We start from the raw sequence: 26,144 nt of genomic DNA on the forward strand, positions 1-26,144 counted from the left end.
ATTGTCGACGTGATTTCGGCGCGGCAGGAGCGCCCCCCTTCCGGCTGCCGCCACCTTCCCCCGCTGCGCGGGAGAAGGGAGCTTCGTTGTGCATTGTCGATGACATAAGCCTCGGGCTTCGAATCATTGCTTGTCGAAGGAATCCTTCTCCCGCGCAGCGGGGGAAGGTGGCGGCAGCCGGAAGGGGGCCACGGTGGTCCGACATCGGCCATCTGGCCTACGCGCCACGGTGCGCACGCGTGCTAGCGTTCCGGCTTCCCCTCCTGAGGAGTGCGTCATGGTTCCCCGTCACCTTCACGTGTGCGTCCTCGCCAGCGCGATCGCGCTTGCCGCCTGCAACCGGGCACCCGAACCTGCCGCGCCCGCCGCCGCGCCTGCCGTGACCGCCGAGGCCCCGCCCAAGCCCGCCGATGCCGTCGGGCGTCCGACGCGCCAGTACTCGATCGAGGAGTTCGTTGACACCACCACCGTCGCCGGCGCGTCGTTCTCGCCGGACGAAAGCCGCATCCTGTTTTCGTCCAACAGGAGCGGCGTGTGGAACGCGTACACCATTCCCGTCGCCGGCGGCGATTGGACCCCGGTGACGCAATCGACCACCGACAACAACTACGCCGTGGCCTTCTTCCCCGCCGACGATCGCCTGCTGATCACGCGCGACACCGGCGGCGACGAGCTCAACCATCTCTACGTGATCGCCGCCGACGGCAGCGAGAAGGACCTCACGCCCGGCGACAATCTCAAGGCGCAGTTCTACGGCTTCACCCATGACGGCAGCAAATTCCGCGTCTCCACCAACGAGCGCGACGCGAAATTCTTCGACATCTACGAATACGACGCGAAAACCTACGAGCGCACGCGCCTGTTCGAAAACACCGACGGCTACGAGCCCGGCGCGCTCAGCGACGACGGCCGCTACCTGGTGCTCGGCAAGACCCGCACCACCGCCGACAACGACCTCTATCTGCTCGACCGCGAGACCGGCAAGACCACGCACCTGACGCCGCACGAAGGCAACGCCACCTACGCCGCGCAGGATTTCGACGGCACCTGCACCGCGCTCTACTACACCAGCAACGAAGGCGGCGAATTCTCGCGCCTGCGCCGCTACATGCTGGCCGGCGGCACGCACGAGGACGTGCGCAGCGAGCCGTGGGACATCGTGGACGTCGCGTTCTCGCACAACGGCAAGTACCGCGTCGACGTGGTGAACGTGGACGGCAGCACCGAAATCGACGTGTTCGATGCCGCCAGCGGCGCCCCGGTAGCGCTGCCGACATTGCCGTCGGGTGAGATCCGCGGCGTGCGCATCGCCAACTCCGAATCGCGCATGGCGTTCTACCTCAACGGCGACCGGCAACCGAACGATCTGTACACGCTGACGTTCGGCGAAGCGGAACCGAAGCGGCTCACCCAATCGCTCAATCCGAAAATCGACGCGGCCGACCTCGTCGATTCGAGCGTGGTGCGCTTCAAGAGCTTCGACGGCATGGAAATCCCCAACATCCTGTGGAAGCCGCACCAGGCCACCGTGGTGAACAAGGTGCCGGCCGTGGTGCTGGTGCACGGTGGCCCGGGCGGCCAGACCACGCGCGCGTACAACTACGCCGCGCAGTTCCTCGCCAACAACGGCTACGTGGTGCTCGGCATCAACAACCGCGGCAGCTCCGGCTACGGTCAGACCTTCTTCACCGCCGACGACGGCAAGCACGGGCGCGAGCCCTTGTGGGACTGCGTGGAGGCCAAGAAGTACCTGCAGACGCTCGACTACGTGGACCCGGACCGGATCGGCATCATGGGCGGCAGCTATGGCGGCTACATGACCCTGGCCGCGCTCGCGTTCCAGCCCGACGAGTTCAAGGTGGGCGTCGACATCTTCGGCGTCAGCAACTGGGTACGCACGCTGGAAAGCATCCCGCCGTACTGGGAATCCTTCCGCGAGGCGCTGTACACCGAGATCGGCAACCCGGAAACGCAGCGCGACTTCCTCGTCGAAACCTCGCCGGCCTTCCACGGCGACAAGATCACCAAACCGCTGCTGGTGATCCAGGGCGCCAACGATCCGCGCGTGATCAAGGCCGAGTCCGACGACATCGTGGCCGCGGTGAAGAAGAACAACGTGCCGGTGGAATACGTGGTGTTCGACGACGAAGGCCACGGTTTCACCAAGAAGAAGAACCAGATCGAGGCCTACGGCGCGATCCTGGAATTCCTCGACACGCACCTCAAGGGTCTGCCCGCGAAACAGGGCTGAACACCCGGCGCGCCGCCCGCGTCACAGCGGGCGGCAGCCTGCGTCTTGATTGCACGGTGCGGTGCAACCATCTTGCGTTGGACACCGTGCGCGCGGCGGCGTCGCCGATGCCGCCGCCCATTCAACGATGCAGGAGACAACGATGAGTAGTGGCCAAGGCAGCACCGGCAACGTGATTGCCGCGATCTGCAGTTTTTTCGTCCCCGGCCTCGGCCAGCTGTTCCAGGGCCGCCTGCTGTCGGCGATCGGCTGGTTCCTCGCCGCGTGCGTGGCGTTCGGCATCACCTGGCTGCTCACGTTGAGCCTGCTGCCGTTCGGCTGGTTCGTGGTGAGCGTCTTCTCGTGCATCAGCGCGGCGGTGTATCGGCGGTGATGGACGGGGCGCCATCCTTCGGCTCGCGGCGGACTCGATAGCGCCTTCGCCAATCGTCGTCCCGGCGAACGCCGGGACCCAGTGACGTTGCCGGTTTTTTGCGACGCTTGCGGCACCGGACGAGAAAAATCGCTGGGTCCCGGCGTTCGCCGGGACGACGGGTTGGGACGGCGCGGCATTCGAGTCTTGCCAACGACGTCGGACTGAGCGCATTGCAGGCGCTCTCGACCCGCAAGCGGACAGGGGTTTGCCCGGACAACGGCGGGCATTCGCTGGGATGACGTCGAGGCCGGACGACGTTGCGATGGAACGACGCTGGTGGCTGCCTGACAGGATCGCTCCGCAGTTGTCGTTCAAGCCGCAGCAATGAACACGACGCCGTAACCCGGCAGCCGAAGCACGTCGCCCTCGCGCGTGCCGGACACGAGCCCGTGCCCGTCCAGCACGCGCCATGTGCCGGCACCGTCGAATACCACGTCACACGCATCGCCTGCAGTGTTGAAGTAGCCGCGGATCACCTCGCCATCGAGCGAGCGCTCCAGCGCCACCACCGGTTCCGGACTCGCCAGCATGCGCACGGCGCCGAGTACCAGCGCCGGGCGTTCCTTGCGCCACTGCAGGAAGCGGCGAAAGCGACGCAGCGGCGACGTCGGCTTGCGTTCCTGCTGCGCCACGCTGCGCACGCGGTGCGCGTCCGGCACCGGCAGCCACGGCGTGGCGGCACTGAATCCACCGTGCGCGGCATCGTTCCACGGCATCGGCGTGCGGCAGCCGTCACGGCCCTTGAACGTGGGCCAGAACGCGATGCCGTACGGATCGCGCAGCAGTTCGAACGGCAGTTCGGCCTCGCCCAGGCCCAGTTCCTCGCCCTGGTACACGCAGACCGAGCCGCGCAGCGAACACACCAGCGCCGTCAGCGTGCTGGCCACGTGCTCGGGCGCGTCGACGCCGCCCCAGCGGCTGGCCACGCGCTGCACGTCGTGATTGGAGATGGCCCAGCACGGCCAGCCTTCGGTCATCTTGGTTTCCAGCGCCTCGACCGTCTCGCGGATGTGGCGCGCCGACACCTCGTCGGTGAGCAGCTCGAAGCTGTAGCCCATGTGCAGGCGGTCCGGGCCGGTGTACTGCGCCATCGTCGCGAGCGAATCCTCCGATGAAATCTCGCCCAGCGCGGCGACATCCGGATAGCGGTCCATCAGCGCGCGGATCTCGCGCAGGAAGGCGACGTTTTCCGGCTGCGTGTTGTTGTACCAGTGGTACTGGAACGCATACGGGTTGTCCGGACTGAAGCCGCGGCCGACGCGTTTTTCGATCGGCTTGGGCGGGTTGTCGCGCAGTGCGCGATCGTGGAAACAGAAATTGATCGCATCGAGGCGGAAGCCGTCCACGCCGCGGTCGAGCCAGAACTTCACGTTGTCGAGCGTGGCGCGCTGCACGTCGGGGTTGTGGAAGTTCAGATCGGGCTGCGAGGCCAGGAAGTTGTGCAGGAAGTACTGCCCGCGGCGCGGCTCCCACTGCCACGCCACGCCGCCGAACAGCGACAGCCAGTTGTTCGGCGGGGTGCCGTCGTCGCGCGCGTCGGCCCAGACGTACCAGTCGGCCTTCGGATTGTCGCGGCTTTCGCGCGATTCGCGGAACCATGCGTGTTCGATCGAGGTGTGGCTCAGCACCTGATCGATCATCACCTTCAGGCCGAGGCGATGTGCCTTGTCGACGAGGCGGTCGAAATCGGCCAGCGTGCCGAACAGCGGGTCCACGTCGCGGTAGTCGGCGATGTCGTAGCCGAAATCGGCCATCGGCGACTTGAAGAACGGCGAGATCCAGATGCCGTCCACGCCCAGACCCGCGATGTAGTCGAGCCGCTCGACGATGCCGGGCAGATCGCCGACGCCGTCGTCGTCGGTGTCCTGGAAGCTGCGCGGGTAGATCTGGTAGATGACGGCGCCGCGCCACCACGGTTGCGTGTTCATTCGACGCCCTGTGCCTTCCCCGTTGCGAGCCCGCATCCGGCAGGCCGCGCTGCCCCGCAGCGATGCGCAAGAGCTTAACCGCAGCGGCGACCATGCTCCGATGCCCCTGCATACGTATTCATGCGGATCGACGCTGCATGACACGGCGAACCGTTCTAGCGTGTGGACGGCCGCAGCGGGGATACATCGCGCGCGGCGTCATCCGGGGGAGGGAATCGATGGACACCGGTGCGACCCAGATCGCCGTCTTTGCCGCGCTCACCGCGCTCGTGGCCGCGCTCACGTGGTGGCGCTGTCGCCGCGCGCAGCGCAGCGCCGACGCATCGCGCGATTACTTCCTCGCAGGCGGCGGGCTCACCTGGCCGTTCATCGCGGGCTCGCTGCTGCTGACCAACATCAGCGCCGAGCAGATCGTCGGCATGAACGGCGCGCAGATGATGCTCGTGGCATGGTGGGAGTTCGGCGCCGCGGCCGGACTGATCGTGCTCGCGCACGTGCTGGTGCCGATGTACTACAGGTACAAGTGCACCACCACGACGGAACTGCTGGAAAAACGCCTCGGCGATGCGGGCATCCGTCGGCTGGTGTCGCTGCTGTTCCTGCTCGGCTACATGTTCATCCTGTTGCCGGTGGTGCTGTACACCGGCGCGGTGTTCGTCAAATCGAGCTTTGCGCTCGACGTGCCGCTGGTGGCGATCGCGGCCGCGTTCGCGCTCGGCGGGCTGCTGTATGCCGCGTTCGGCGGGTTGCGCGCGATCGCGATCTCCGACACCTACAACGGCATCGGACTGCTCGTGATCGGGCTCGCGGTGACCGTGTTCGCGCTGGTGGCGGTGGACTGGGATCTGTCCGGCATCCCGGCCGAACGCTGGACGCTGATCGGTGCCGCGGACTCCGACATTCCGTGGACGACGCTGCTGACCGGCATGCTGTTCATCCACGTGTTCTACTGGGGCACGAACATGGTGATCGCGCAGCGCGCGCTGGCCGCGACGACGATGCGCGAGGCGCAGAAGGGCATCTATGCCGCCGCCGCGTTCAAGTTCCTCACCCCGCTGATCGTGATCCTGCCCGGCGTGATCGCATTCAAGCTCTACGGCGACGTGGGCGACGTGGCGTACGGGCGGCTCGTCGGCGACGTGCTGCCGCCGTGGCTGTCCGGCGCGTTCGCCGCGATGATCGTCGGCGCGGTGCTGTCGAGCTTCAATTCGTGCCTCAATTCCGCCGCCGCGCTGTACACCTGCGATTTCCACCTGGCGAAGATCAACCCGGACGCCGACGTGAAGCGGGTCGGCCAGTGGGTGACCTTGGTCTTCACGCTCGTCTCGCTCGCGATGGTGCCGCTGTACCAGCATGCGCAGAGCATCATCGCGACGCTGCAGCAGCTCAACGGGCTGTACTCGATGCCGGTGCTCGCGGCGTTCCTTGCCGCGGTCTTCATGCGCGGCGTCGGCGCGCTGCCGGTGAAGCTCGGCATCGCGTTCGGCGCGGCGCTGTATGCGGTGTTCACGTTCGTCTGGACGCCGCTGCATTACATCCATCTGATGGCGATCACGCTGGCGGCGACGTTGCTGGTGATCGCGGCACTGGATCGCATGCTGCGGCCGGCGCCGGTGACGGCGGCGGTGCGATCGTGAATTGCATGGCCATGTGGTCGACTCGACGCATGCCATGCGTTCCTTCTCCCGTCGGGAGACGAGCCTGCCCCGGACATGAACCGGGGTGCCCGGCAGGGCGGGTGAGGGAAGAACCTCGCACGCAAACGCGCGCGGCACCGGTGGCAGCCGCGTCCCTCATCCCCCCTGCCGGGGACCTTCTCCCGGCGGGAGAAGGAGAGAAGCGGCATAGCGGTTGCGGCAAGCGCAGATCGTTTCGCTTCGCCGGAAACATCGTCGCATCCGTGCTGCTCGCATGCTTTACCACGGCGAACGCAACCCCCCACGCCCCTGCGCTCGCCGACTGCGACATGCCGGAGCACGCACGCACGCTGCGCGCCGTGTCCGGCCCCGCCTTCGACGCGCGCGCCGTCTGGCTCGATGGCCGCACGCTGCGCTGGCCCGGACGCGACCGCAGCGGACGCTTCCGCCTGCATCACGCGCGCGATGCGACCCTCGTGCGCGGCAACGACGCGCTGACCGGCGCCGACCGCGTGCTGGATCTCGACATCGCACAGGGCACCATGCCAGGCCTGCCGTGGATCGCGGACGGCGTGGAGCTGCACGTGCGCGAGTCCGACCTCGCAGCGCTGCCGGACCTGCACCGCGGCCAACTCGTCATCACGCACGAGGACGCCGGCGGCACGATCCTCGACATCACCACGCTGCAGCACGCGCGCGCGCTCGACGACCTCTACGCGGCGGCGGCCGACGCGCCGGCGCTCGGCCTGCACCCCGACGGCGCACACACGCGCGCGGCGCTGTGGGCACCGACGGCACGCAGCGTGGCGCTGTGTACCTACGCCGACGCCAGCGGCGCGGCCACCGGGCTGCATCCGGTGCAACGCGACGCCGCCACCGGCATCTGGCGCGGCACGGTCGACGCCGGTCCGGCGCACCGCTACGCCACGTGGCTCGTCGACGTGTTCGTTCCTAACGTCGGCCTCGTGCGCAACCGCGTCACCGATCCGTATTCGCTCGGACTCTCCGCCGACTCGCGCCGCAGCTACATCGCCGATCTCGGCGCGCCATCGCTGCAGCCCGCAGGCTGGACCGATGCACCGCGTCCGCCGCTGCCGGCCGCCGCCACCGATCTCGTGCTGTACGAACTGCACGTGCGCGATTTCAGCATCGGCGATGCCAGCGTGCCGTCCGCCCACCGCGGCAAGTACCTCGCCTTCACCGACACCGCATCGGACGGCATGCGCCACCTGCGCGCGCTGGCGCAGGCCGGCATCACGGACATCCACCTGCTGCCGGTGTTCGACATCGCCACGATTCCCGAACGCGGCTGCCTCACGCCCGATGTCGGCGGTACGCCGGACAGCGAGCGGCAGCAGGCGATCGTCGCCGCGCACGCGGCGCGCGACTGCTTCAACTGGGGCTACGATCCGTTCCACTACACCGCGCCCGAGGGCAGCTACGCGAGCGATGCCGACGACGGCGCCGCGCGCATCCTCGAGTTCCGCCGCATGGTGATGGCGCTGCACGCGGCCGGCCTGCGCGTGGGCATGGACGTGGTCTACAACCACACCAGCGCCGCGGGCCAGGACGCACGTTCCGTGCTCGACCGCATCGTGCCGGGCTATTACCAGCGCCTGTTGCCCGACGGCACCGTGGCCACGTCCACCTGCTGCCCGAACACCGCCACCGAACACGCGATGATGGAACGGCTGATGATCGACTCGGCCGTCACCTGGGCGCGCGACTACCGCATCGATTCGTTTCGCTTCGACCTCATGGGCCACCAGCCGCGCGCGGCGATGGAACGGCTGCAGCGCGCGGTCGACGCGGCCGCCGGCCGTCATGTCCATCTGCTCGGCGAAGGCTGGAACTTCGGCGAGATCGCCGACGGCGCACGTTTCGTGCAGGCCTCGCAGCTGTCGCTCGGCGGCAGCGGCATCGCCACCTTCAGCGATCGCGCGCGCGACGCCGCGCGCGGCGGCAGCGCCGGCGACAACGGCATCGACCAGGTGCGCAACACCGGCTGGCTCAACGGCGGCGCGGACGCGCGCCGCGCGGACCTGCTGCGCGTCGGGCTGGCCGGCTCGCTGCGTTCGTACGCGTTCGAGACCGCATCCGGCAGCACGCTGCCGGCGTCGGCCATCGACTACGCCGGGCAGCCGGCGGGGTACACGAGCCAACCCGGCGAAGTGGTCAACTACGTCGAGAACCACGACAACCAGACGTTGTTCGATCTCAACGCCTTCAAGCTGCCGCGCGACACGCCCGCCGCCGAGCGCGCGCGCGTGCAGACGCTCGGCGCGGCGCTGGTGGCCTTCAGCCAGGGCATCGCGTACTTCCACGCCGGGCAGGACATCCTGCGCAGCAAATCGATGGACCGCAACAGCTTCGATTCGGGCGACTGGTTCAATCGCCTGGACTGGACGTACACCGACAACGGCTTCGGTGCCGGGCTGCCGCCGGCGCAGGACAACGCCGCGAGCTGGGAGTTGATGCGTCCGGTGCTTGCGGACACCGGCATCAAGCCGTCCGCCGACGACATCGCGTGGACGCGCGATGCCTTCCGCGACCTGCTGCGCATCCGCGGCAGTTCCGGCCTGTTCCGCCTGCGCAGCGCGGACGAGATCCGGAACCGACTGCGCTTCCTCAACACCGGACCCGCGCAGCAATCCGGCGTGATCGTCGGCCGCCTCGACGGCCGCGGCCATGCGGATGCCGGCTTCGACGCGATCCTCTACGCACTCAATGCCGAGACCGACGCGCGCACGCTGGTGCTGCCCACCGAGCGCGGCCGAGCCTACGTGCTGCATCCGGTGCACGCGGCCGAGGCCGCCGCGGATCGCCGCGCGCGCGAGGCGCGTTTCGACGCGGACACCGGCACCTTGCGCGTGCCCGCGCGCACGGCGGTGGCGTTCGTGTTGCCGCGCGCGCCGTGACGCGGCACGCTCGGCTCCCGCGTCCCCCCATGGCATCGCACGCATGAACGCATCGTCCGATTCGCGCATCCGGTCCGTGGTCATCGTCGGCGGCGGCACGGCCGGCTGGATGACCGCGTCGGCACTGGCGAAGCTGCTGGGCCGCAGCGTCGACATCCGCCTCGTGGAGTCGGACGAGATCGGCATCGTCGGTGTCGGCGAGGCGACCATTCCGCAGATCCGCCTGTTCAACGGCACGCTCGGGCTCGACGAGGACGAGTTCATCCGCCGCACGCAGGGCACGTTCAAGCTCGGCATCGAGTTCGTCGACTGGACACGCCCGGGCCATCGCTACACCCACGCGTTCGGCCCGATCGGCGGGCGCGAACTAGGCGTGGTGCCGTTCTGGCAGTACTGGCGCAAGGCGCACGCGCAGGGCTGGGCCGGCGAACTCGGCGACTACGTGTTCAACACCGTCGCCGCGCGCGGCAACAGGTTCCTGCGCGGCGCCAACGTGCAGAATTCGCCGCTGTCGAACGTGTTCCACGCGTTCCATTTCGATGCGGGACTGTATGCGAAGTACCTGCGCGGCTACGCCGAAGCGCGCGGCGTGCGTCGCACCGAGGGCAAGGTGGTCGACACCACGCTGCGCGGCGCCGACGGCTTCGTCGAATCGGTCACGCTCGCCGGTGGCGAGCGCATCGACGGCGATCTCTTCATCGACTGCTCCGGCTTCCGCGGCCTGCTGATCGAGCAGGCGCTGCACACCGGCTACGACGACTGGAGCCACTGGCTGCCGGCCAACCGCGCGCTAGCGGTACCGTGCGAATCGGTGTCGCCGCTGACGCCGTACACGCGCTCCACCGCGCGCGACGCCGGCTGGCAGTGGCGCATCCCGCTGCAGCACCGCATCGGCAACGGCTATGTCTACTGCAGCGAGTTCGTCAGCGACGACGAAGCCGCCACCACGCTGCTCGCAAACCTCGACGGCCGCGCGCTGGCCGACCCCCGCCCGCTGCGCTTCGTCACCGGCATGCGGCGGAAGTTCTGGCACCGCAACGTGGTGGCGATCGGCCTTGCCAGCGGCTTCATGGAGCCGCTCGAATCGACCAGCATCCACTTCATCCAGGCCGCGATCTCCAAGCTCGTCGCGCTGTTCCCGGACCGCGATTTCGCGCCGGCCGGCATCGACGAATACAACCGCGTGCTGCAGTTCGAATACACCCGCAGCCGCGACTTCATCCTGCTGCACTACAAGGCCACCCAACGCCCCGGCGCGTTCTGGCAACGCTGCCGGGAGATGCCGATCCCCGACACGCTGGCGCACAAGATCGCCCTGTTCCGCGAGGGCGGCCGCCTGTTCCGCGAGCACGAGGAGCTGTTCACCGAGCTGAGCTGGGTGCAGGTGCTGCTCGGGCAGGACGTGCTGCCGGCGTCGTACCACGCGATGGTGGATCTGCTGAGCGATGCCGAGCTGCGGCAGTTCCTCGACGGCGTGAAGGGCGTGCTGGAGCGCTCCGCCGCGGCGATGCCGACGCACGAGGCGTTCATCCAGCGGCATTGCAAGGCGGACGCCGTTGCGTGACCTGTGCACGGCCGGGGCTCGCCGCAGGCAACACGTCTCCGGAAATTTCTCGTGAGGAACCCATGAACACACGCTGCGTCATGCTCGTTCTTGCGCTGGCGGGCGCGGGTATCGTCCGCGCCGCGCCCGAGTCCGTCGCCACGCTCGCGTCGCCGGGCAAGGTGCTCGCCGTCACGCTCGAACTCGACGACGGCCGCCTCGCGTACCGCATCGATCGGCTTGGCGAGCCGGTGATCGCGCCGTCGCGCCTGGGGCTGCTGCTGCGCGATGGACGCTTCGAGCGCAATCTCGCGCTGACGGCGCAGTCCACGTCCATGCGCGACGAGACCTGGGAACAGCCGTGGGGCGAAAGCCGCTTCGTGCGCAATCACTACAACGAGCTGCGTGCCACCTTCACCGAGACGACGCTGCACAAACGCAGCGTCGATGTCGTGTTCCGTCTCTTCGACGACGGTGTCGGGTTCCGCTACGAATTTCCGAAGCAGCCGCAGGACAGTAGCGGCGCCGACGTGCTGATCGACGACGAGCTTACCGAGTTCGCGATTGCGGCGCCGGCGGAGGCGTGGTGGATCCCCGCGGGCGAGTGGAACCGCTACGAATATCTCTACACGCGCACGCCGCTCGCCGAGGTGGGCCAGGCGCACACGCCGCTCACGATCCGCACGCGCGACGGTCTGCACATCGCGCTGCACGAAGCCGCGCTCGTCGACTACGCGGCGATGTGGCTGCGGCGCGTCGACGGGCAGCGGCTGAAGGTGCAACTCGCGCCCGGCGCCGAGGGCTGGAGCGTGCGCCGCAGCGCGCCGTTCCACACGCCGTGGCGCACGCTGCAGATCGACGACCGCGCCGGCGGGCTGGTCGAGTCCAACCTGATCCTCAACCTCAACGAACCCAGCGTGCTCGGCGACGTCAGCTGGGTGAAGCCGGCCAAGTACGTCGGCGTGTGGTGGGAGCTGCATCTGGAGGATTCGACCTGGGCTACCGGTCCGAAGCACGGCGCGACCACCGCGAACACCAAGCGCTACATCGATTTCGCCGCACGGCACGGCTTCCGCGGCGTGCTGGTCGAAGGCTGGAATCCGGGCTGGGACGGCGACTGGTTCTCGAACGGCTGGAACTTCGATTTCACGCGCGCCACGCCCGACTTCGACATCGAGGAACTGGCCGCGTACGCGAAACGCCACGGCGTGCATCTCATCGGCCACCACGAAACCGCCTGTGCGGTCAGCCACTACGAGCGCCAGCTCGATGCCGCGTTCGCGCTGTACGCGCGGCTCGGCATCGACCAGGTGAAGACCGGTTACGTCTGCGACGCCGGCCAGATCGAACGCCAGGACACGCCCGGCGGCCCGGTGCTGCGCGAGTGGCACGATGGCCAGTGGAACGTGCGCCACCACCTGCGCGTGGTGCAGGCCGCGGCGAAACACCGCATCGCGATCAACGCGCACGAGCCGGTGAAGGACACCGGGCTGCGACGCACCTATCCGAACTGGATCGCACGCGAAGGCGCGCGCGGCATGGAGTACAACGCGTGGGGCCAGCCGCCGAATCCGCCCGAGCACGAGGCCAATCTCGTCTTCACCCGCATGCTGGCAGGGCCCATGGATTTCACCCCGGGCGTGCTGAGTCTCACCGGCCGCGGCGGCGCACGCATCGAAAGCACGCTCGCCAAGCAGCTGGCGAACTACGTGGTGCTCTACAGCCCCATCCAGATGGCGGCGGATCTGCCGCATAACTACGAACGGCACATGGACGCGTTCCGTTTCATCGTCGACGTGCCGGTGGATTGGGCGCAGACGCGCGTGCTGGACGGCGCCATCGGCGATTTCGTCACCGTCGCGCGCAAGGACCGCAACAGCGAGGACTGGTACCTGGGCAGCGTCACCGACGAGCATGGCCGCGTGCTGCCGGTGCCTCTGTCGTTTCTCGATGCGGGCCGGCGCTACGTCGCGCAGATCTACCGCGACGGCGACGACGCGCACTGGAAGACCGCGCCGTTCGCCTTCGCCGTCGAAACGCGCGAAGTCACCAGCGCAGACACGTTGCAGCTGCGCCTGGCCGCGGGCGGCGGCCAGGCGATCCGCTTCACGCCTGCGGACCTTGCGGCGCGGTGAGATGCCTTGCGACGGGCCGGGCCGGGGGCCGCTGCGCTACAGCGCGCGCCCGTCGTAGTGCGTCACCGGGATGGTATCGAGCGCGATGCCGTCGATGCAGCGCAGGTTGATTGCGGCCACGCGATTGCCGTTGCCGTCGACGCCTTCGCCGTGGGTGTGGATGCCGCACGTGGCGCAGAAGCGGTGCACGATGACGTGCCGGTTGAACGTGTAGGACGCAGCGTCCGCCTCGGGTGTGCGCAGGCGCAGCGCATCGCGCGGCACGAACCACAGCAGCGAGCCGCGCCGATGGCACATCGAGCAATTGCAGGCGAGCGCGCTGTCGGGTTCGCCGTCGACATCGAATGCGACCTTGCCGCAGTGACAGCTGCCTGTGTGTGCCATCGGATGCTCCGTGTGCGTGGTTGCCGATGCGGCACGCTACCGTGATCGCGCCGCATGTGCCAGCACCGCGGCGGTATGCATCACGCGCGTCGCGCCCGGTACACGCCGTAACCCACCGCCACAGCGCCGGTGAGCGCGGCGGGCACGCGCAGCGCCGCGTACCCCATCGCGCGGAACGCGAACGTGCCGACGATGCCGCCCGCGAGGAACCCCGTGATCACGCACACGCACAGCCGCACCCGCCGCCCGTCCACCGGCAGTCCGCGCAGCCGGTGCCCGAGCGCGATGCCGAGGTCGGTGAACATGCCCGACACATGCGTGGTGCGCACCACCGCGCCGCTGTAGGTGCTGGCCATCGCGTTCTGCAGGCCGCATGCGCACGCGGCCGCGTACATGCCCCAGGCGCTGCGCGCTTGCAGCAACGGCACCGCAACGAACAGCAGCAGCGACACCAGCAGCAGCGCCACGCCGTAGCGCCGCCCGAGCGTGAGTGCGCTGTCCTGCACGATGTAGCCGCTGACCGCGGTGCCGAGCACGAACGCGCCGATCAGCGCGGCGAACTTGACCGCGGCGGCGCCATCCAGCGAGGCAATGGCCTCACCCAGCAGCGAACTGTTGCCGGTGAGGTGCGTGATCGCCTGGTGCTCGAAACCGAGCAGGCCGACCACGTTGACGATGCCCGCGATGAATGCGAGCACCCATGCACCCGCCCACACCCACGGCGGCAGCCGCGTGATCATGGATGCGCGAAACGCAGCGGGCCGCGATGGGCGGCGCATCCCGGCGAGGCCAACGTCCGCATTGCGACGCGATCCACGTTCATCCTGTCCGACGCGATTCCAATCAATCGATTGCGGTTGCAGCGCGGCGCAGGCGCAGGCGCTCAGGCGCAGTGTACGTCCGAAGCGGCGAGGACACGGAGCTGGCGCGCCCGCATCGGCACCGCCGGATCACGTGTCGCCCGCTCGCGCGTCAGCCCGGCGCCGGCCGCACGCGGCGATACCACTGCAGGCCGATCCCGATCAGCGTGCACACGAGGATCGGGATCAGCAGCGACTTTGCGGTGCGGTCGCTCTCGGCGCCAAGGAAGATCGGGCCGGACGCGATCGTCCACGCCATCGCGGCGCAGAACAGCAACGCCAGCGCGGTTTCCGCGCGGCGCAGCAGCGGCGGTCTGCGACCCTGCACGATCGCCACCGCCATCAGCGCCACCTGGGCGAACAGCAGCACCAGCAGAACGATGCCCTGCCGCTGCCGGAACGTCTCGGTGTAGGTGAAGGACTCGATCACCACGGGCGCGGCGCGTCCGCCGAGGGCGGCGTCGATGAAGTAGGCCGGCGCCACCAGCACGCACGCCCCGCAGAGCGCCGCCACCGCAGCCACGACGAGCAGGCCGCGGTTGCCGGCGGCGTCGCTGGGGCGCGGCATCCAGTCGGCGGTGCGCGGCCAGCGTCGCCGTCCCCACGCCGCGGCCGCGAAGCCGGCCACCAGCACTCCCGGCCACCACAGCGACGGCAATGCCGCCGTCGTCCACCAGTGCCCGAGCGCACCGAGCACGCCGGACTCGGGCAGCGGCGGCCAGAAGCTGCGCAGCAGCCCCAGGCCCCAGATGACCACGAGCCCGATCCACGCCGCGCGCCGGAAGGCGGCGCCGTCGGCCGGGTCGATGATGGTGACCGCGGGTCGGTAGCGTGCCGCCACATCCGCCGGCCGACCCATGCCGCGCGCCAGCGCCAGCGCCATCTCCGCATCCGGCGGGCGGCCCGCGGCATCCGCAAGCGCCTGCAGTTCCTCGCCGAGCAGCGCGCGCAGTTCGAACGCGACGTCGTTGCGCTGCCGGCGCGGCAACAGCAGCGCGACATCGGTGACGTAAGTCTCGATGACCTGCCTGGCGTCCATCGTCATCCTTCGTCCAGCAGACGGTCCATGGCGCCGTTCATCGCGCGCCAGGCCGCGGTGAGCTTGGCGAGCAGCGCATGGCCGTCGGCGTTGAGTGCGTAATAGCGGCGCGGTGGGCCGTCCTCGATCTTCCACTCGCTCTGCAGCACGCCCTGCGTCTCCAGCCGGCGCAGCAGCGGGTACAGCGTGCCTTCCTCGATCGGCAGGCCGGCGTCGGCCAGCGCCTGCCGCAGCGCGTAGCCGTAGCGCGGCGCGCGCAGTTGCGAGAGCGTGGCGAGCACCAGCACGCCACGGCGCAGTTCCAGTTCGAGTTTCGCGAAGGCATCGGCATCGGCCATGACGTGCACAGTACTGCGTGCGGCGCGTGCACGGCTATCGTCAACCCACACGCGCCAGGCGCCGGATCGCGAGCCCGCCGCACAGCACGGTCACGCCCGCGAGCGCGGCCGCGGCGACCGACGGCGGAATCCACGTGAACTCCGCCACGCCGGCCAGACCGAGCGCGAGCTGGTCGAGATGGAAGGTCGGCCACAGCACCACCCACGGCCGCAGCACGTCCGGCAACGGCATGAACAGCCCGGACAGCCACATCATCGGCAGGAACACGAGATTGCCCCACGCCGGCGACGCCGACGCCGACGACAGCGCACCGATTAGCAGTCCCATCGCGGCGAACGGCACGGTGCCGATCACGAGCACGCCGCACATCACGCCCACCTGCGCCGGCGACAGCGTGATCCTGCCGGCGAGCAGCGCCGCGGCTGCCACCAGCGCCACCGCGATCGCCGCCACCGCGGTCGCCATCGCCACCTTGGCCACGATGCTCGCGCCCGGCGGCAGCGGCATCGCGCGCCGCAGCCGCAGCAGATTGGCCTCGCGCTCCTGCGCGAGGATCACGCCGCTGAAGATGCCGGGCATGGCGACGGCCATCGTCGCGAATCCGGCGAACAGGTAGTTGGGCAGGCCCGCGCCGAGTTCGCCGCCGTCCGCATCGCCGCTGATCAGCACGCCGAACAGCAGGTAGACGAGCACCGGCACGCTGATGAACGGCAATGCGAAACCCGGCGTGCGCAACGCGCCGAGCAGCTCGAAGCGCGCGTGCAGCATGTACGCGTGCAGCAGGCGCGGCAGCGGCAGCGGCGCATCGGCACCGGGGAGGGCGACGGTGGTCATGGCAGGGGTGTCGGCGACGTCGTTCATGCGGCCTCCGCGGTGAGTTCGGTCAGCGCCTCGGCGAGGCTCGCCTGGCGTACGTCCAGTTGCGACAGTGCCGGATCGGCGGCGAACAGCCGGCACACCACCGCCTCGGCGTCGGTCGCGGTGACGTGCAGCAGGCGCGCATCGCGTGCGGCGTCCACCACGCCCGGCCAGCCGCGCACGGTGTCGAGCGGCACGCTGCTCGCGCAGCGGATGCGGCGGCGCGCCACCAGCGCGCGCATCTGGTCGACGGTGCCGTCGGCCACGATGCGGCCCTTCGCCAGCACCGCCACGCGATCGGCCAGCGCTTCGGCCTCCTCCAGGTAATGCGTGGTCAGCACGATGGCGCAGCCGTCGTCGCGCAGGGCGCGCAGCGTGGACCACAGCGCCTCGCGCGCCTGCACGTCGAGGCCCACCGTGGGTTCGTCGAGGAACAGCAGCCGCGGCCGCCCGCACACCGCGACCGCGAACTGCACCTGGCGCTTCTGCCCGCCCGACAGGCGCCCGTAGCGCGTGCCGGCGAACGCACCGATGCCGGCGAGCGCAACCGTCTCGTCCACGGTGCGCGGCGCCGCGTAACAGCTCGCCGCAAGCGCGATGTGCTCGCGCGCGTCGAGCATCGGTGCAAGGCTCACGTCCTGCAGCATGGCGCCGATGCCGAGCCGGCGCTGCACGTCCGACGGCGCGCCGCCGAGCAGCTGCACGCTGCCCGCATCGGCCTGCAGCGTGCCGAGCCACAGCCCGATGGCGGTGGACTTGCCGGCGCCGTTGGGCCCGAGCAGGGCGAGCAGTTCGCCGGCACGCACGTCGAACGTCACCGCGTCCAGCGCCACGGTGGCGCCGTAGCGCTTGCTCACTGTGTCGAGCCGCGCCACCGGTGCCGCGGCGTGCGGCGCGTCCGTCGCGGTGCGCGGCGCGACATCGGCCCCGCGACCGCGCGGCACGCGGCGCCCGTTGAGCACCTCGCCGAGCAACGTGGGCCGCACCCCGTAGTGGTAGCTCGCCAGCAGCACGCCGAACGTGATCGCGAGGATCAGCGGAAACTTCAGCGACCAGTGCAGCGGCCAGTCCGCCATCAGCACCTGCAGCCCGAACACGATCGGCAGGTGCGCGAGATAGAACCAGTACGACGCATCGGCAAGATACCGCCGCACCGGACGTTCGGCGGCGCAGAAGCGCAGCGCCGCGCCAACCAGGCCCAGCACCCAGCACCACGATCCGGTCGTGTACGAAATCGCGTACACCGTGCGCCGCCACGGTGCGCCGGGCAGCGCGGTCGCGTCGGCCGGCGGCACGGGACCCGTCAGCCACAGGCAGATCACGCTCAATACCACCGCCAGCGTCAGATGCACGGCCCAGTCGCGGCGCACGGTGTCGAGCAGGGCCGTGTCGCGCTGCAGCCACCAGCCCACGCAGAACGCCGTACCGAAGCCGACCACGGCGGACACGCGCGGCAGCAGGCCGGTGTCGGGCGTCTGGATCCCGAACCACGGCGCCCACGCCGGATCGGCCAGCAGCACCGCGCACAGCGGCAGCGCAAACACCAGCGCCGCCACCCGACCCCGCAGCACGAACCGCAGCACCGCCGCCGCACCCCGGCGCAGTCCGCCGCCGCGATCCACCCCCGCCGCGGCCGCGCGCAACCCCAGCGCCGCCACGTAGAACAGGCACAGGTAGTAGAGAAACCACAGATGCGTCAGCGGGATGCCCTGCGGTGCCATCGCCGCGGCGTCGGCCGGCGCCACCTCGGGAAACGTGCGCGACAGCCCGACCAGCAGGATGCCCACGGTCAGCGGCGCCAGCACGAGCCAGCCGACGACCATCGGCACCCCGATCCGCTTCGCCCGGTCGCCGACGAACCCGCGCACGCCGCGCCGCTCGAGCAGCAGCCGCGCGAAGAAGCCCGCGAGCACGAAGAACAGGCTCATGCGGAACATGTGGATCACGAAAAAAATCATCGCGAGCGCGGTGCTGCGCGACACGTCCTGCGCCGGGAACGGCAGGAAGAACGACATCGTCGCGTGCAGCACGAGGCCCAGCAGCAGGGCGCCGGCGCGCGCGGCGTCGAGCGCGTGCAGGCGATGGGGGACGGCAAGGCTCAAGGGCCACTCCTGGGACGAGGCGGTGCCGGGCCGCCGTGCAGCGACTGCCCGCCCGACCCGTGACTCGCACAGTACTGTGCAACACACAGTACGTCAACCGGTGCTCCGCTCCCGGGTCGCGGAGCTGCGGAGCGCCTGCCTAGCCGTCGCGCGGCACGTGCTGGCCCGGATCGTGATCGGCCACCAGAGACAGCTCGATGCCGTGCTCCAGCCACGCCTTACAGCCGGCCAGCGCCAGGGTGAACCCACCCATCGCATCGATGGCCTGCGCCACCCGTTCGTTGTCGCTGCCGTCGAAGCCGCCGGCCGTGATGGTCACGAACGTGGCCCCGTCGCCGCGCGGCGAGAACGTCCACTCCACCGGCGTCGGCCAATGCACCAGGATGCGGCGGTCCGGCTCCAGCGCGATCACGTCGACGGTGGCGGACGCGCCGTACATGTCCCAATGCCACGTCACCGTCGCGCCCTGGCGCAGTTCGCCGCTGCCGCGCGTGAACCAGAACCGGCAGGTCTGCAGCGGATCGACGAATGCACGGTAGACCTCGGCTGCCGGCTTGCGGATCAGCATGTGGGTGCGCGCGACAGGTGGCGAGATCGGCATGTCGGCTTCCCGGCTCGTGAAAAGCCGGATGATCACGCGAGGATCCAACCGCCGCAACCGGCGCTCGCACAACGGGAACAGCGTTCTCACGCACACCCGGCAACAGGACAGCCCGTGCCCCGCGTGGGTCGTTTCATGCGATGTATGTGCCGGCTGCCGCCTTGGGTCCGGCGGGCCGCGACGCACGCGGGCAGGGGCGGTGCGAGGCGCGGCCACTCCGGCTCGCATCGGTCGATTGGGGACGCGAAGCGCGCGGTAAGATGCTGCGATGGACGATGTCACGCAGCTGCTTCAGCGCTGGCGGGACGGCGAGCAGGATGCGCTCGATCGGCTGCTTCCGCTGGTGTACGCCGAGCTGCGCGCGCTCGCGTCGCGGCAATTGGCGGGCGAACGCGCCGATCACACGCTGCAGGTCACCGGCCTTGTCAACGAGGCCTATCTGCGGCTCGCCGGGCAACGCGCGGCGTGGGCCGATCGCCGGCACTTCCTGCTGATCGCGGGCACGCTGATGCGGCGCGTGCTGGTCGACCATGCGCGGCGGCAGCAGGCGAGCAAGCGTCCACCCGCCGATGCGCGCGTGTCGCTCGACGATGTCGATCCCGCGGCGCTGCGCGTGGACAGCGATCTGATCGCGCTCGACGGCGCGCTGGATGCACTCTCGCGCATCGACGAGCGTCAGGCGCGCATCGTGGAGCTGCGTTACTTCGTCGGCCTGGACATCGAGACGACGGCGCGCACGATGGAGCTGTCGGTCTCGACGGTGACGCGAGAGTGGCGCATGGCGCGTGCGTGGTTGCAGCGGCGGCTCGACGCCTGACGTCGTGGCCGGATGCTGCGTCGGCGCTCGCGCCGCCGAACCGGCTCAGCGCGGGCGCAGCGCCGCCACGTCGGCGACATAGCCGGCGAAGGCCGCATCGGTGCGCCCCGCCATCGCCGCGTCGAAGCGCGCCAGCGTGTGCGCCAGCTCAAGGTTGCGGTGGCGCTCATGCTGCACCTGCGCCAGTCGCGTGAGCACGCGCAGGTACATGTCGGGATAGGCCTCCGGATCGATGCGCGAGAGACCGTCCGCGGCCTGGGCGAGTTCATCTTCGGCCTCGGCGCGATCCCCGCGCAGCATCGCGGCCTGCGCCAGCGTCTCGCGCGACGCGGCAAGGAACACCTGCGCTTCGGTCGCGCCCTCGGTCTGCGCCTCCGCCACAAGCCCGGGAAGCACGCTGCGCACCAGCGCCACGGCGCGGTCGCCGTCGCCCAGCGCCATGTGCGCCGCGGCGTAGTTGCCGATCGTGAGCCGGTACAACTGGCTGTTCTCGCCGCTCACCTCGCGCGCCATCGCGGCCGCGCGTTCGTATACGGACAGGCTCTCGCGGGCGCGGTCGAGCCGCGTGAGCGTGCTGCCGTAGTTGCTGAGCAGGGCGGCGACGCGCACGCTCGGGCCCATGCGGCGCTCGTGGTCGGCGATCAATCCCGGCAGCAGCTCCGCCGCACGCGCCGGGTCGCGCTCGTGCACCGCGGTGACCCATGCGTAGCGCACCGGCAGCAGGCGCGGATCGTCCGCCGGATACGTGGCGGAGGCGATGCGCATCGCCTCCTCCGCCGCGGCCAGCGCGCCGTCGCCGTCGCTGCCGTAGGCCATCACCATGGCGCGCCAGGCCGCGATGCGAAGGCCCGGCGGCGCATCGGGGCGGGCATCGAGCTGCGCGAGCACATCGCGCAGGCGCGCGCGCACCTGTTCGAGCGGGATGTCGAGCGTGACCGCGTGGTTGTGCAGCCAGCGGATGGTGGCCTGCGCGATCTCGTTGGCGTGGTTGCCTGGGGCGTCGCGCAGCAGCGCAAGCGCGGCGCCGTCGGCGGCGATGGCGTCTGCGAGCCGGCGACTGCCGCTGTAGGCCGCGGCGAGCGCAAGCTGCAGCTCGGCCCGTTGTTCGACGGCGGCATCGGCGCCTGCGGCATGCAACGCTTCGCGCGCTTCCTCCAGCAGCGGCACCGCGTCACGCGTGAGGCCAAGCGCGTTGTAGGCTCGACCGGTGGCGAGCAGCAGAGCGGCGCGGTGTTCGGGCGACAGATCCGTGCGCGTGCGCAGACCGGCGGCGCCGAGATCGAGCATCTGCCGCACGGTCACATCCTGTCCACCCAGGTGCAGCGAATCGGTGTTCTGGTACAGCGCGTTCATGTAATCGACGACGGCGCCGGCGCGGTCGCGTTCGGTGGCGATGCGCGCGGCCTGCCGCGTCCACTCCGACACGGACACCGCCAGCACCGCAAGGAACAGCCCGGCCACCGCGAGCGCGCCGCGCCTGCGCCATGCGAACCGGCGCAGGCGGTAGCGCCAGTGGCCGCGTTGCGCGCGCACCGGCCGGTCGGCGAGGAAGCGGCGCACGTCCGCGGCGAAGGCCGCGGCGCTCGGATAACGCTGGTCCGGTTCGCGCCGCATCGCCTTGAGCACGATGGCGTCGAGGTCGGCGGGCACGCGCCTCGGGCGCGTTCCGGCCGGCATTTCGCGTGCCAGCTCGCGCGCGCGGCGGCTGGGCGGTGGCACGTCCCCGGCGACGATGGCCTGCGGCAGCAGATGCGCGCCTTCGAGCGGCTCGAACGGACGCGCGCCGGCTACGAGCTGGTACAGCACCACGCCGAGCGAGTAGATGTCGCTGGCGGTGCCGAGTGCGCCGCCGACGATCTGCTCCGGACTCGCGTATGCGAGCGTGAGCGTGCGCGCATCGGTGCGCGTTGCATCCGCGTGGCCGGTGTCGAGCAGGCGCGCGATGCCGAAATCGAGCAGTTTCGGCTCGCCGTCGGCGCCGACGAGGATGTTGGAGGGCTTGATGTCGCGATGGATGACGAGGTGGCGGTGCGCATGCTCGACGGCGGCGCAGACCTTGAGAAACAGCGCGAGCCGACGCGGCAGGCCGAGCCCGGCGCGGTCGCAGTAGCTGTCGATGCGTTCGCCATCGACGTGTTCCATCGCGAGGAACGGCCGTCCGGTAGCGGTGACGCCGCCGTCGACGAGATGCGCGATGTTCGGATGGTTGAGCGTGGACAGGATGGCGCGCTCGGTGGCAAAGCGGCGTTGCGCGGCCGGATCGGCTTCCGGCAGCGGATGCAGCAGTTTCAGCGCAACGGTCTGCTGCAGGCCGGCGTCGATGCGCTCGGCGAGGTAAACCACGCCCATGCCGCCCTCGCCGATGCGGCGCAGCACACGGTAGTCGCGCGGCACCGGCGCTTCGAGGTGCATGGCGCTGCCGGCCAACGCATCGCGCAGCGGCGGGGCGACGGCGTCGTCGCCGGAGGCATCGAGTGCGGCGTCGATCAACCACTGCACGTCGCGTTCCAGGTCGGTGTCGCCGCCGCAGGCGAGCGCGATGTCGTCGGGCAGGCGCCGCGGTGCGTCGAGCAGGTCGAGCGCGATGGCCTTGGCGCGCAGATAGCGCGCGGACTGCGTGTGGGTGGCGGCGGCGGCGTGTCTCATGGCGGGGTGCGGAGTTCGGCACGGCGCCGGGCCGCCGCGGAATTCGATGACCATCGTTTGCCGGTTCCTGCGCGTTACACCTCCGATGATCGCATCCCGGGGCAGTCGCGGCGAACGCCTGTCTTCCCCGGCGCGCGGATCACCGACCCCGGCGAGGCGGCAGCGCCGCCCGCAGGCAGACCAGGCGTGACAACCTTCCGGAGGAAACGTGGGCATGAAGTCAGCAAGACATCGATGGGGCGCCATGGTGGCGGCCGGTCTCGTGGCCTGGTGCGTGGGCGCGGTGCTGCCGGTACAGGCCGGCACGCCGCCCGCGGCGCAGGTGGAACTGGTGACGCCGGACATGGCGTTCGCCAACGTGGGCCGCGCGGTGGCGGTGGACGGCGACACCGCGCTGGTGTCCTCGCCGTTCGCGAACGTCGGCGCCGACGACGGCGCCGGTGCGGTGTACGTGTTCGTGCGCAGCGGCGGCGCCTGGACGCAGCAGGCGGTGCTCGCCGCCAGCGTGGCCGAGCCGTTCAGCGGCTTCGGCAGCGCGGTGGCGATCGACGGCGACACCGCCGTGGTCGGCGCGCCGAGCGCCACCGGCGTGGTCGACTTCGCCGGCGCCGTGTACGTGTTCACGCGCAGCGGCACCACGTGGACGCAGCAGGCGCGCCTCGTCGCCGCGGATGGCGAAGGCTTCAGCGACTTCGCCCGCACCCTCGCCGTGGACGGCGACAGCATCGTCGTGGGCGCGCCGAGCATGTTCCTTGGCAACCAGAACGTGGTCGGCGCGGCCTACGTGTTCGCGCGCAGCGGCGGCACCTGGACCCAGCAGCAGAAGCTGCTCGCCAGCGACGGCGGCGAGTTCGACAGCTTCGGCAATGCCGTGGCGATCGACGGCGATCGTGTCGTGATCGGCGCGCATCAGGCCGATGTCGGCAGCGCGCTGTTCGCCGGCGCGGCCTACGCCTTCGAGCGCAGCGGCGGCACGTGGACGCAGACGCAGAAGATCACGCCCGGCGTCCCGACCGAAGACGACACCTTCGGCAGCAGCGTGGCGCTCGACGGCGACAGCGTCGTCATCGGCGCACGCCAGCCGCCGCTGCTGGACGACGGCGGCACCGGCCGTGCCTTCGTCTTCGTCGACGACGGCACGGCATGGACGCAGCAGGCCGAGCTCATGGCCGCGGACCCCGCCATCGGCGACGAATTCGGCGCCGCGGTCGGCATCGCCGGCGACCAGGTGATCGTGAGCGCGCCGTTCAACGGCGCGACGCCGGGCGTGGACCTCGAAGCCGGTGCCGTGTACGTGTTCCAGCGCGCGATGGGCGTGTGGACGCAGCAGTCGCGCATCCGCGCCGTGGCCGGACGCCAGGGCGAGCACATGGGCGACCGCGTCGATCTGTCCGGCATCACGGCCATCGTCGGCGCCTCGGAGGCCACCGTCGGCGACAACGCGTTCCAGGGCAAGGCCTACATCTTCACGCTGGGCCTGCCCCAGCTGCAGGTGGCGCCGCTGGCCATGGACTTCGGCGCGGTGGCCGTGGGCGCGAGCTCGGCGCCGCAGACGCTGACGGTGCGCAACGTCGGCACCGCAGACCTGTTCTCCGGCGCGATCACGCTCGGCGGCGCCGATGCCGCGAACTTCGCCATCGTCGGCGACGCCTGTGGCGGCGAGCGTCTGGGTCCGGCGCAGTCCTGCGTCGCGCAGGTGGCCTTCACCCCCGATGCGATCCGCAGTTACGCGGCGCAGGTGATCGCGCCGGGCAGCGCCGGTGTAGCGTTCGTCGACGCGACCGGCGAAGGCGTGGAACCGCCGCCGCAGATCGCGGTGACGCCGAACCCGATCGAAGCGATGCTGCCGCAGGACGCGAGCGCAACCCTGCCGATCACCGTCTCGCACCCGGGCACCAGCGGCACGCTCGCGTGGGAACTGGTGCAGGACGCAACGCCGCCCGCACGCCGCCTGCACGTGCTGGGCGCCGCGACGGCGGTATCGGCAGCGCTGCCCGACGGCGCTCTCGACTTCGCCGGCTTCCGCCGAAGTCCAGCGCGTACCGGCGCCGGCACGCCAGGCCCGAACGGCCTGCCGCCGCTCGGCCAGACGCTGACGCATTCGACCAGCGACGCGATCGTGGTCGGCAACTCGCTGGTCTGCGGAAACAACGACACCGGCACCACCAACGCCAACCAGTTCCTGCGCGTGTTCACCCTGGCCGACTTCGGCATCGATAGCGACTTCGCCGTGGACTCGGTGCAGTTCGCCGTGGAAGACGTGTCAGTGGCCACCACCGTCACGGTGAACCTCTACCTGCTCGACGGCACCGACCTGCGCTACTTCGCCATGCAGCGCATCGCCACCGCCGATGTGGCGCTGCAGCCGCAGTCCACCGCATACATCGACGTGCCCCTGCCGGCCACCGTGCCCGCCGACGCCACGCTGGTGTTCGAGGTGGCGATTCCCGACATGGAAGCCAGCGCCGGCAACTACGCGCCCGGGTCCAACGCCGCCGGCCAGACCGCACCGTCCTACGTGGCCGCGACCGCGTGTGGTGCGGACGATCCGGTCGACACCGCATCGATCGGCGCGCCGGACATGCACCTGGTGATGTCCGTCACCGGCACCAGCGCGGCACCGGCGCCGGACTGCACGCTGCCGACGTGGCTCGACCTCGCGACCCAGTCCGGCACGCTGGCGCCGGGCGCGTCGCAGTCGGTGGACCTGCAGTTCGACACCGCCGGCCTGCCGCAAGGCACGGTCACCGCGCAGCTGTGCTTCGCGAGCAACGCCGAGGACGCGCTGTACCTGGTGCCGGTGACGCTGGACGTGACGGCCACGCCGCAGCTCTCGGTGGACACCACGTCGCTCGACTTCGGCAGCGTTGTGGTGGGTGTGCAAAGCGACGCGAGGACGGTGGTTGTGAGCAATCCCGGCACGGTGGCGGCGACCATCGGCACCGCCGCGATCGACGATGCCGCGTTCGCCATCGTCGCCGACACGTGCTCGAACACGTCGCTGGCAGCAGGAGACACCTGCAACATCGACATCGTCTTCGCACCGCAAGCCACCGGCGCGGCCACGGGCACGCTGCAGTTGCCGTCGGATGCGGCGGATTCCCCGGCGACGGTGGCACTCGCAGGCAACGGACTGCCCGCCGGAATCGCCATCTTTGCGGACGGATTCGAGGGCCTGGGCGACTGACGCCCGGCAAATCGAAGCCTGACGCAGAGACGCCGCCGCGGATCGTCCGCGGCGGCGTCTCTCGTGTGCGAGCGGAAACGCTGCGCGGATCGTCAGCAAACACCGAGCATCGCCACGTCAACCCGCGGAATCACGAGAGGCGTCTGTGATGAAGTCGACGCCCGTCACTGCTGCTGCTTCCATCATCGCCGTCGATCGTGCGACGGGGCATTCCGCAGGCATTGTCGATGCCATGCATCGGTTGCCGGAACGCAACGCTTCGGCAGCGCCGCGTTCACGCGACCTGTTACGTCGGCATCCGCCGCATGGAGTGACGGTGGCATGCGCCCAGGCACGTCACCGGGCCTGTCGCTCCATCGTGCCCGGCATCGCCTCACGCTGTTCCCCATGCATCAAGTCGAACCCGGAATTGCATCTGACCGGCGATCGCAACGACACGGCGGGCGTGCTCGAAACGCTGCGCCATGCCGACGGCTCGCAACCG

The 26,144-nt window shown here is 70.1% G+C and carries 17 protein-coding genes and 1 pseudogene; 8 read left to right on the plus strand and 10 right to left on the minus strand.

From position 1 onward, the window contains the following. The first annotated feature begins 277 nt into the window (after positions 1-277). Together HNQ52_RS07690 and HNQ52_RS07695 are read left to right on the plus strand one after the other, a co-directional pair. Positions 278-2,251 (plus strand): S9 family peptidase, encoded by a 1,974-nt coding sequence (locus HNQ52_RS07690; RefSeq protein ID WP_183960517.1) that lies wholly within the window; start codon positions 278-280, stop codon positions 2,249-2,251. 142 nt (positions 2,252-2,393) lie between these two features. Then, positions 2,394-2,624, plus strand: a complete 231-nt coding sequence (locus HNQ52_RS07695; protein WP_183960518.1) for a hypothetical protein — start codon at positions 2,394-2,396, stop codon at positions 2,622-2,624. A 353-nt stretch (positions 2,625-2,977) separates the two neighbouring features. Here the strand turns inward: HNQ52_RS07695 and HNQ52_RS07700 are convergent, their stop codons facing one another. After that, the gene (locus HNQ52_RS07700; protein WP_183960519.1) at positions 2,978-4,594 is read right to left on the minus strand and encodes an alpha-amylase family glycosyl hydrolase; all 1,617 of its coding nucleotides are present in this window, start codon (positions 4,592-4,594) and stop codon (positions 2,978-2,980) included. A gap of 218 nt (positions 4,595-4,812) precedes the next feature. On the opposite strand from HNQ52_RS07700, the gene HNQ52_RS07705 reads away from it, so the two are divergent. The 4 genes from HNQ52_RS07705 (at position 4,813) to HNQ52_RS07720 (ending at position 12,827) form a co-directional block, all read left to right on the plus strand. Further along, positions 4,813-6,231: a solute:sodium symporter family transporter gene (locus HNQ52_RS07705; RefSeq protein WP_183960520.1), complete on the plus strand. Its 1,419-nt coding sequence runs from the start codon at positions 4,813-4,815 to the stop codon at positions 6,229-6,231. A 329-nt stretch (positions 6,232-6,560) separates the two neighbouring features. After that, a complete protein-coding gene (locus HNQ52_RS07710) occupies positions 6,561-9,149 on the plus strand; it encodes an alpha-1,6-glucosidase domain-containing protein (protein WP_183960521.1) in 2,589 nt (862 codons plus the stop codon). A gap of 43 nt (positions 9,150-9,192) precedes the next feature. Then, positions 9,193-10,713: a tryptophan halogenase family protein gene (locus tag HNQ52_RS07715; protein WP_183960522.1), complete on the plus strand. Its 1,521-nt coding sequence runs from the start codon at positions 9,193-9,195 to the stop codon at positions 10,711-10,713. A gap of 62 nt (positions 10,714-10,775) precedes the next feature. After that, the gene (locus HNQ52_RS07720; protein ID WP_183960523.1) at positions 10,776-12,827 is read left to right on the plus strand and encodes a glycoside hydrolase family 97 protein; all 2,052 of its coding nucleotides are present in this window, start codon (positions 10,776-10,778) and stop codon (positions 12,825-12,827) included. A gap of 36 nt (positions 12,828-12,863) precedes the next feature. On the opposite strand, the gene HNQ52_RS07725 is transcribed toward HNQ52_RS07720, so the two are convergent. The 8 genes and pseudogenes from HNQ52_RS07725 to HNQ52_RS07755 form a co-directional block, all read right to left on the minus strand. Next, positions 12,864-13,211, minus strand: coding sequence for a GFA family protein (locus tag HNQ52_RS07725; protein WP_183960524.1), 348 nt, complete (start codon positions 13,209-13,211; stop codon positions 12,864-12,866). Positions 13,212-13,291: 80 nt separating this feature from the next. Beyond that, the gene (locus HNQ52_RS07730; protein WP_183960525.1) at positions 13,292-13,951 is read right to left on the minus strand and encodes a YoaK family protein; all 660 of its coding nucleotides are present in this window, start codon (positions 13,949-13,951) and stop codon (positions 13,292-13,294) included. A gap of 232 nt (positions 13,952-14,183) precedes the next feature. Further along, positions 14,184-15,110, minus strand: coding sequence for a serine/threonine-protein kinase (locus HNQ52_RS07735; RefSeq protein ID WP_183960526.1), 927 nt, complete (start codon positions 15,108-15,110; stop codon positions 14,184-14,186). A gap of 2 nt (positions 15,111-15,112) precedes the next feature. Continuing rightward, positions 15,113-15,448, minus strand: a complete 336-nt coding sequence (locus HNQ52_RS07740) for a PadR family transcriptional regulator (protein WP_183960527.1) — start codon at positions 15,446-15,448, stop codon at positions 15,113-15,115. A 40-nt stretch (positions 15,449-15,488) separates the two neighbouring features. Continuing rightward, positions 15,489-16,310 (minus strand): ABC transporter permease, encoded by an 822-nt coding sequence (locus HNQ52_RS07745; RefSeq protein WP_183960528.1) that lies wholly within the window; start codon positions 16,308-16,310, stop codon positions 15,489-15,491. Then, positions 16,307-17,182, minus strand: a complete 876-nt coding sequence (locus HNQ52_RS17635; protein ID WP_425486486.1) for an ABC transporter ATP-binding protein — start codon at positions 17,180-17,182, stop codon at positions 16,307-16,309. The genes HNQ52_RS07745 and HNQ52_RS17635 overlap by 4 nt, the downstream gene beginning before the upstream one ends. A 141-nt stretch (positions 17,183-17,323) precedes the next feature. Then, a pseudogene (locus HNQ52_RS17640) lies at positions 17,324-18,496 on the minus strand (acyltransferase family protein); the annotation flags it as partial. A 52-nt stretch (positions 18,497-18,548) separates the two neighbouring features. Next, positions 18,549-19,046 carry an SRPBCC family protein gene (locus HNQ52_RS07755; protein WP_221281973.1) on the minus strand — a complete coding sequence of 166 codons (498 nt, stop codon included), beginning with the start codon at positions 19,044-19,046 and terminating at the stop codon, positions 18,549-18,551. 232 nt (positions 19,047-19,278) lie between these two features. Between HNQ52_RS07755 and HNQ52_RS07760 the strand changes: the two genes are divergently transcribed. Then, positions 19,279-19,827, plus strand: a complete 549-nt coding sequence (locus HNQ52_RS07760; RefSeq protein ID WP_183960529.1) for an ECF-type sigma factor — start codon at positions 19,279-19,281, stop codon at positions 19,825-19,827. Positions 19,828-19,872: 45 nt separating this feature from the next. On the opposite strand, the gene HNQ52_RS07765 is transcribed toward HNQ52_RS07760, so the two are convergent. After that, a complete protein-coding gene (locus HNQ52_RS07765) occupies positions 19,873-22,473 on the minus strand; it encodes a serine/threonine-protein kinase (protein WP_183960530.1) in 2,601 nt (866 codons plus the stop codon). Positions 22,474-22,687: 214 nt separating this feature from the next. On the opposite strand from HNQ52_RS07765, the gene HNQ52_RS07770 reads away from it, so the two are divergent. Then, positions 22,688-25,660: a choice-of-anchor D domain-containing protein gene (locus tag HNQ52_RS07770; RefSeq protein WP_183960531.1), complete on the plus strand. Its 2,973-nt coding sequence runs from the start codon at positions 22,688-22,690 to the stop codon at positions 25,658-25,660. Positions 25,661-26,144: the final 484 nt, after the last annotated feature.

The organism is Chiayiivirga flava, from assembly GCF_014202825.1.
Lineage (GTDB): Bacteria > Pseudomonadota > Gammaproteobacteria > Xanthomonadales > Xanthomonadaceae > Chiayiivirga > Chiayiivirga flava.

Excerpts from the sequence above, each read along its gene's own strand:
- HNQ52_RS07690 (WP_183960517.1), top strand. The coding sequence starts at position 278 with ATGGTTCCCCGTCACCTTCACGTGTGCGTCCTCGCCAGCGCGATCGCG.
- HNQ52_RS07695 (WP_183960518.1), top strand. The coding sequence starts at position 2,394 with ATGAGTAGTGGCCAAGGCAGCACCGGCAACGTGATTGCCGCGATCTGC.
- HNQ52_RS07700 (WP_183960519.1), bottom strand. The coding sequence starts at position 4,594 with ATGAACACGCAACCGTGGTGGCGCGGCGCCGTCATCTACCAGATCTAC.
- HNQ52_RS07705 (WP_183960520.1), top strand. The coding sequence starts at position 4,813 with ATGGACACCGGTGCGACCCAGATCGCCGTCTTTGCCGCGCTCACCGCG.
- HNQ52_RS07710 (WP_183960521.1), top strand. The coding sequence starts at position 6,561 with ATGCCGGAGCACGCACGCACGCTGCGCGCCGTGTCCGGCCCCGCCTTC.
- HNQ52_RS07715 (WP_183960522.1), top strand. The coding sequence starts at position 9,193 with ATGAACGCATCGTCCGATTCGCGCATCCGGTCCGTGGTCATCGTCGGC.
- HNQ52_RS07720 (WP_183960523.1), top strand. The coding sequence starts at position 10,776 with ATGAACACACGCTGCGTCATGCTCGTTCTTGCGCTGGCGGGCGCGGGT.
- HNQ52_RS07725 (WP_183960524.1), bottom strand. The coding sequence starts at position 13,211 with ATGGCACACACAGGCAGCTGTCACTGCGGCAAGGTCGCATTCGATGTC.
- HNQ52_RS07730 (WP_183960525.1), bottom strand. The coding sequence starts at position 13,951 with ATGATCACGCGGCTGCCGCCGTGGGTGTGGGCGGGTGCATGGGTGCTC.
- HNQ52_RS07735 (WP_183960526.1), bottom strand. The coding sequence starts at position 15,110 with ATGGACGCCAGGCAGGTCATCGAGACTTACGTCACCGATGTCGCGCTG.
- HNQ52_RS07740 (WP_183960527.1), bottom strand. The coding sequence starts at position 15,448 with ATGGCCGATGCCGATGCCTTCGCGAAACTCGAACTGGAACTGCGCCGT.
- HNQ52_RS07745 (WP_183960528.1), bottom strand. The coding sequence starts at position 16,310 with ATGAACGACGTCGCCGACACCCCTGCCATGACCACCGTCGCCCTCCCC.
- HNQ52_RS07760 (WP_183960529.1), top strand. The coding sequence starts at position 19,279 with ATGGACGATGTCACGCAGCTGCTTCAGCGCTGGCGGGACGGCGAGCAG.
- HNQ52_RS07765 (WP_183960530.1), bottom strand. The coding sequence starts at position 22,473 with ATGAGACACGCCGCCGCCGCCACCCACACGCAGTCCGCGCGCTATCTG.
- HNQ52_RS07770 (WP_183960531.1), top strand. The coding sequence starts at position 22,688 with ATGAAGTCAGCAAGACATCGATGGGGCGCCATGGTGGCGGCCGGTCTC.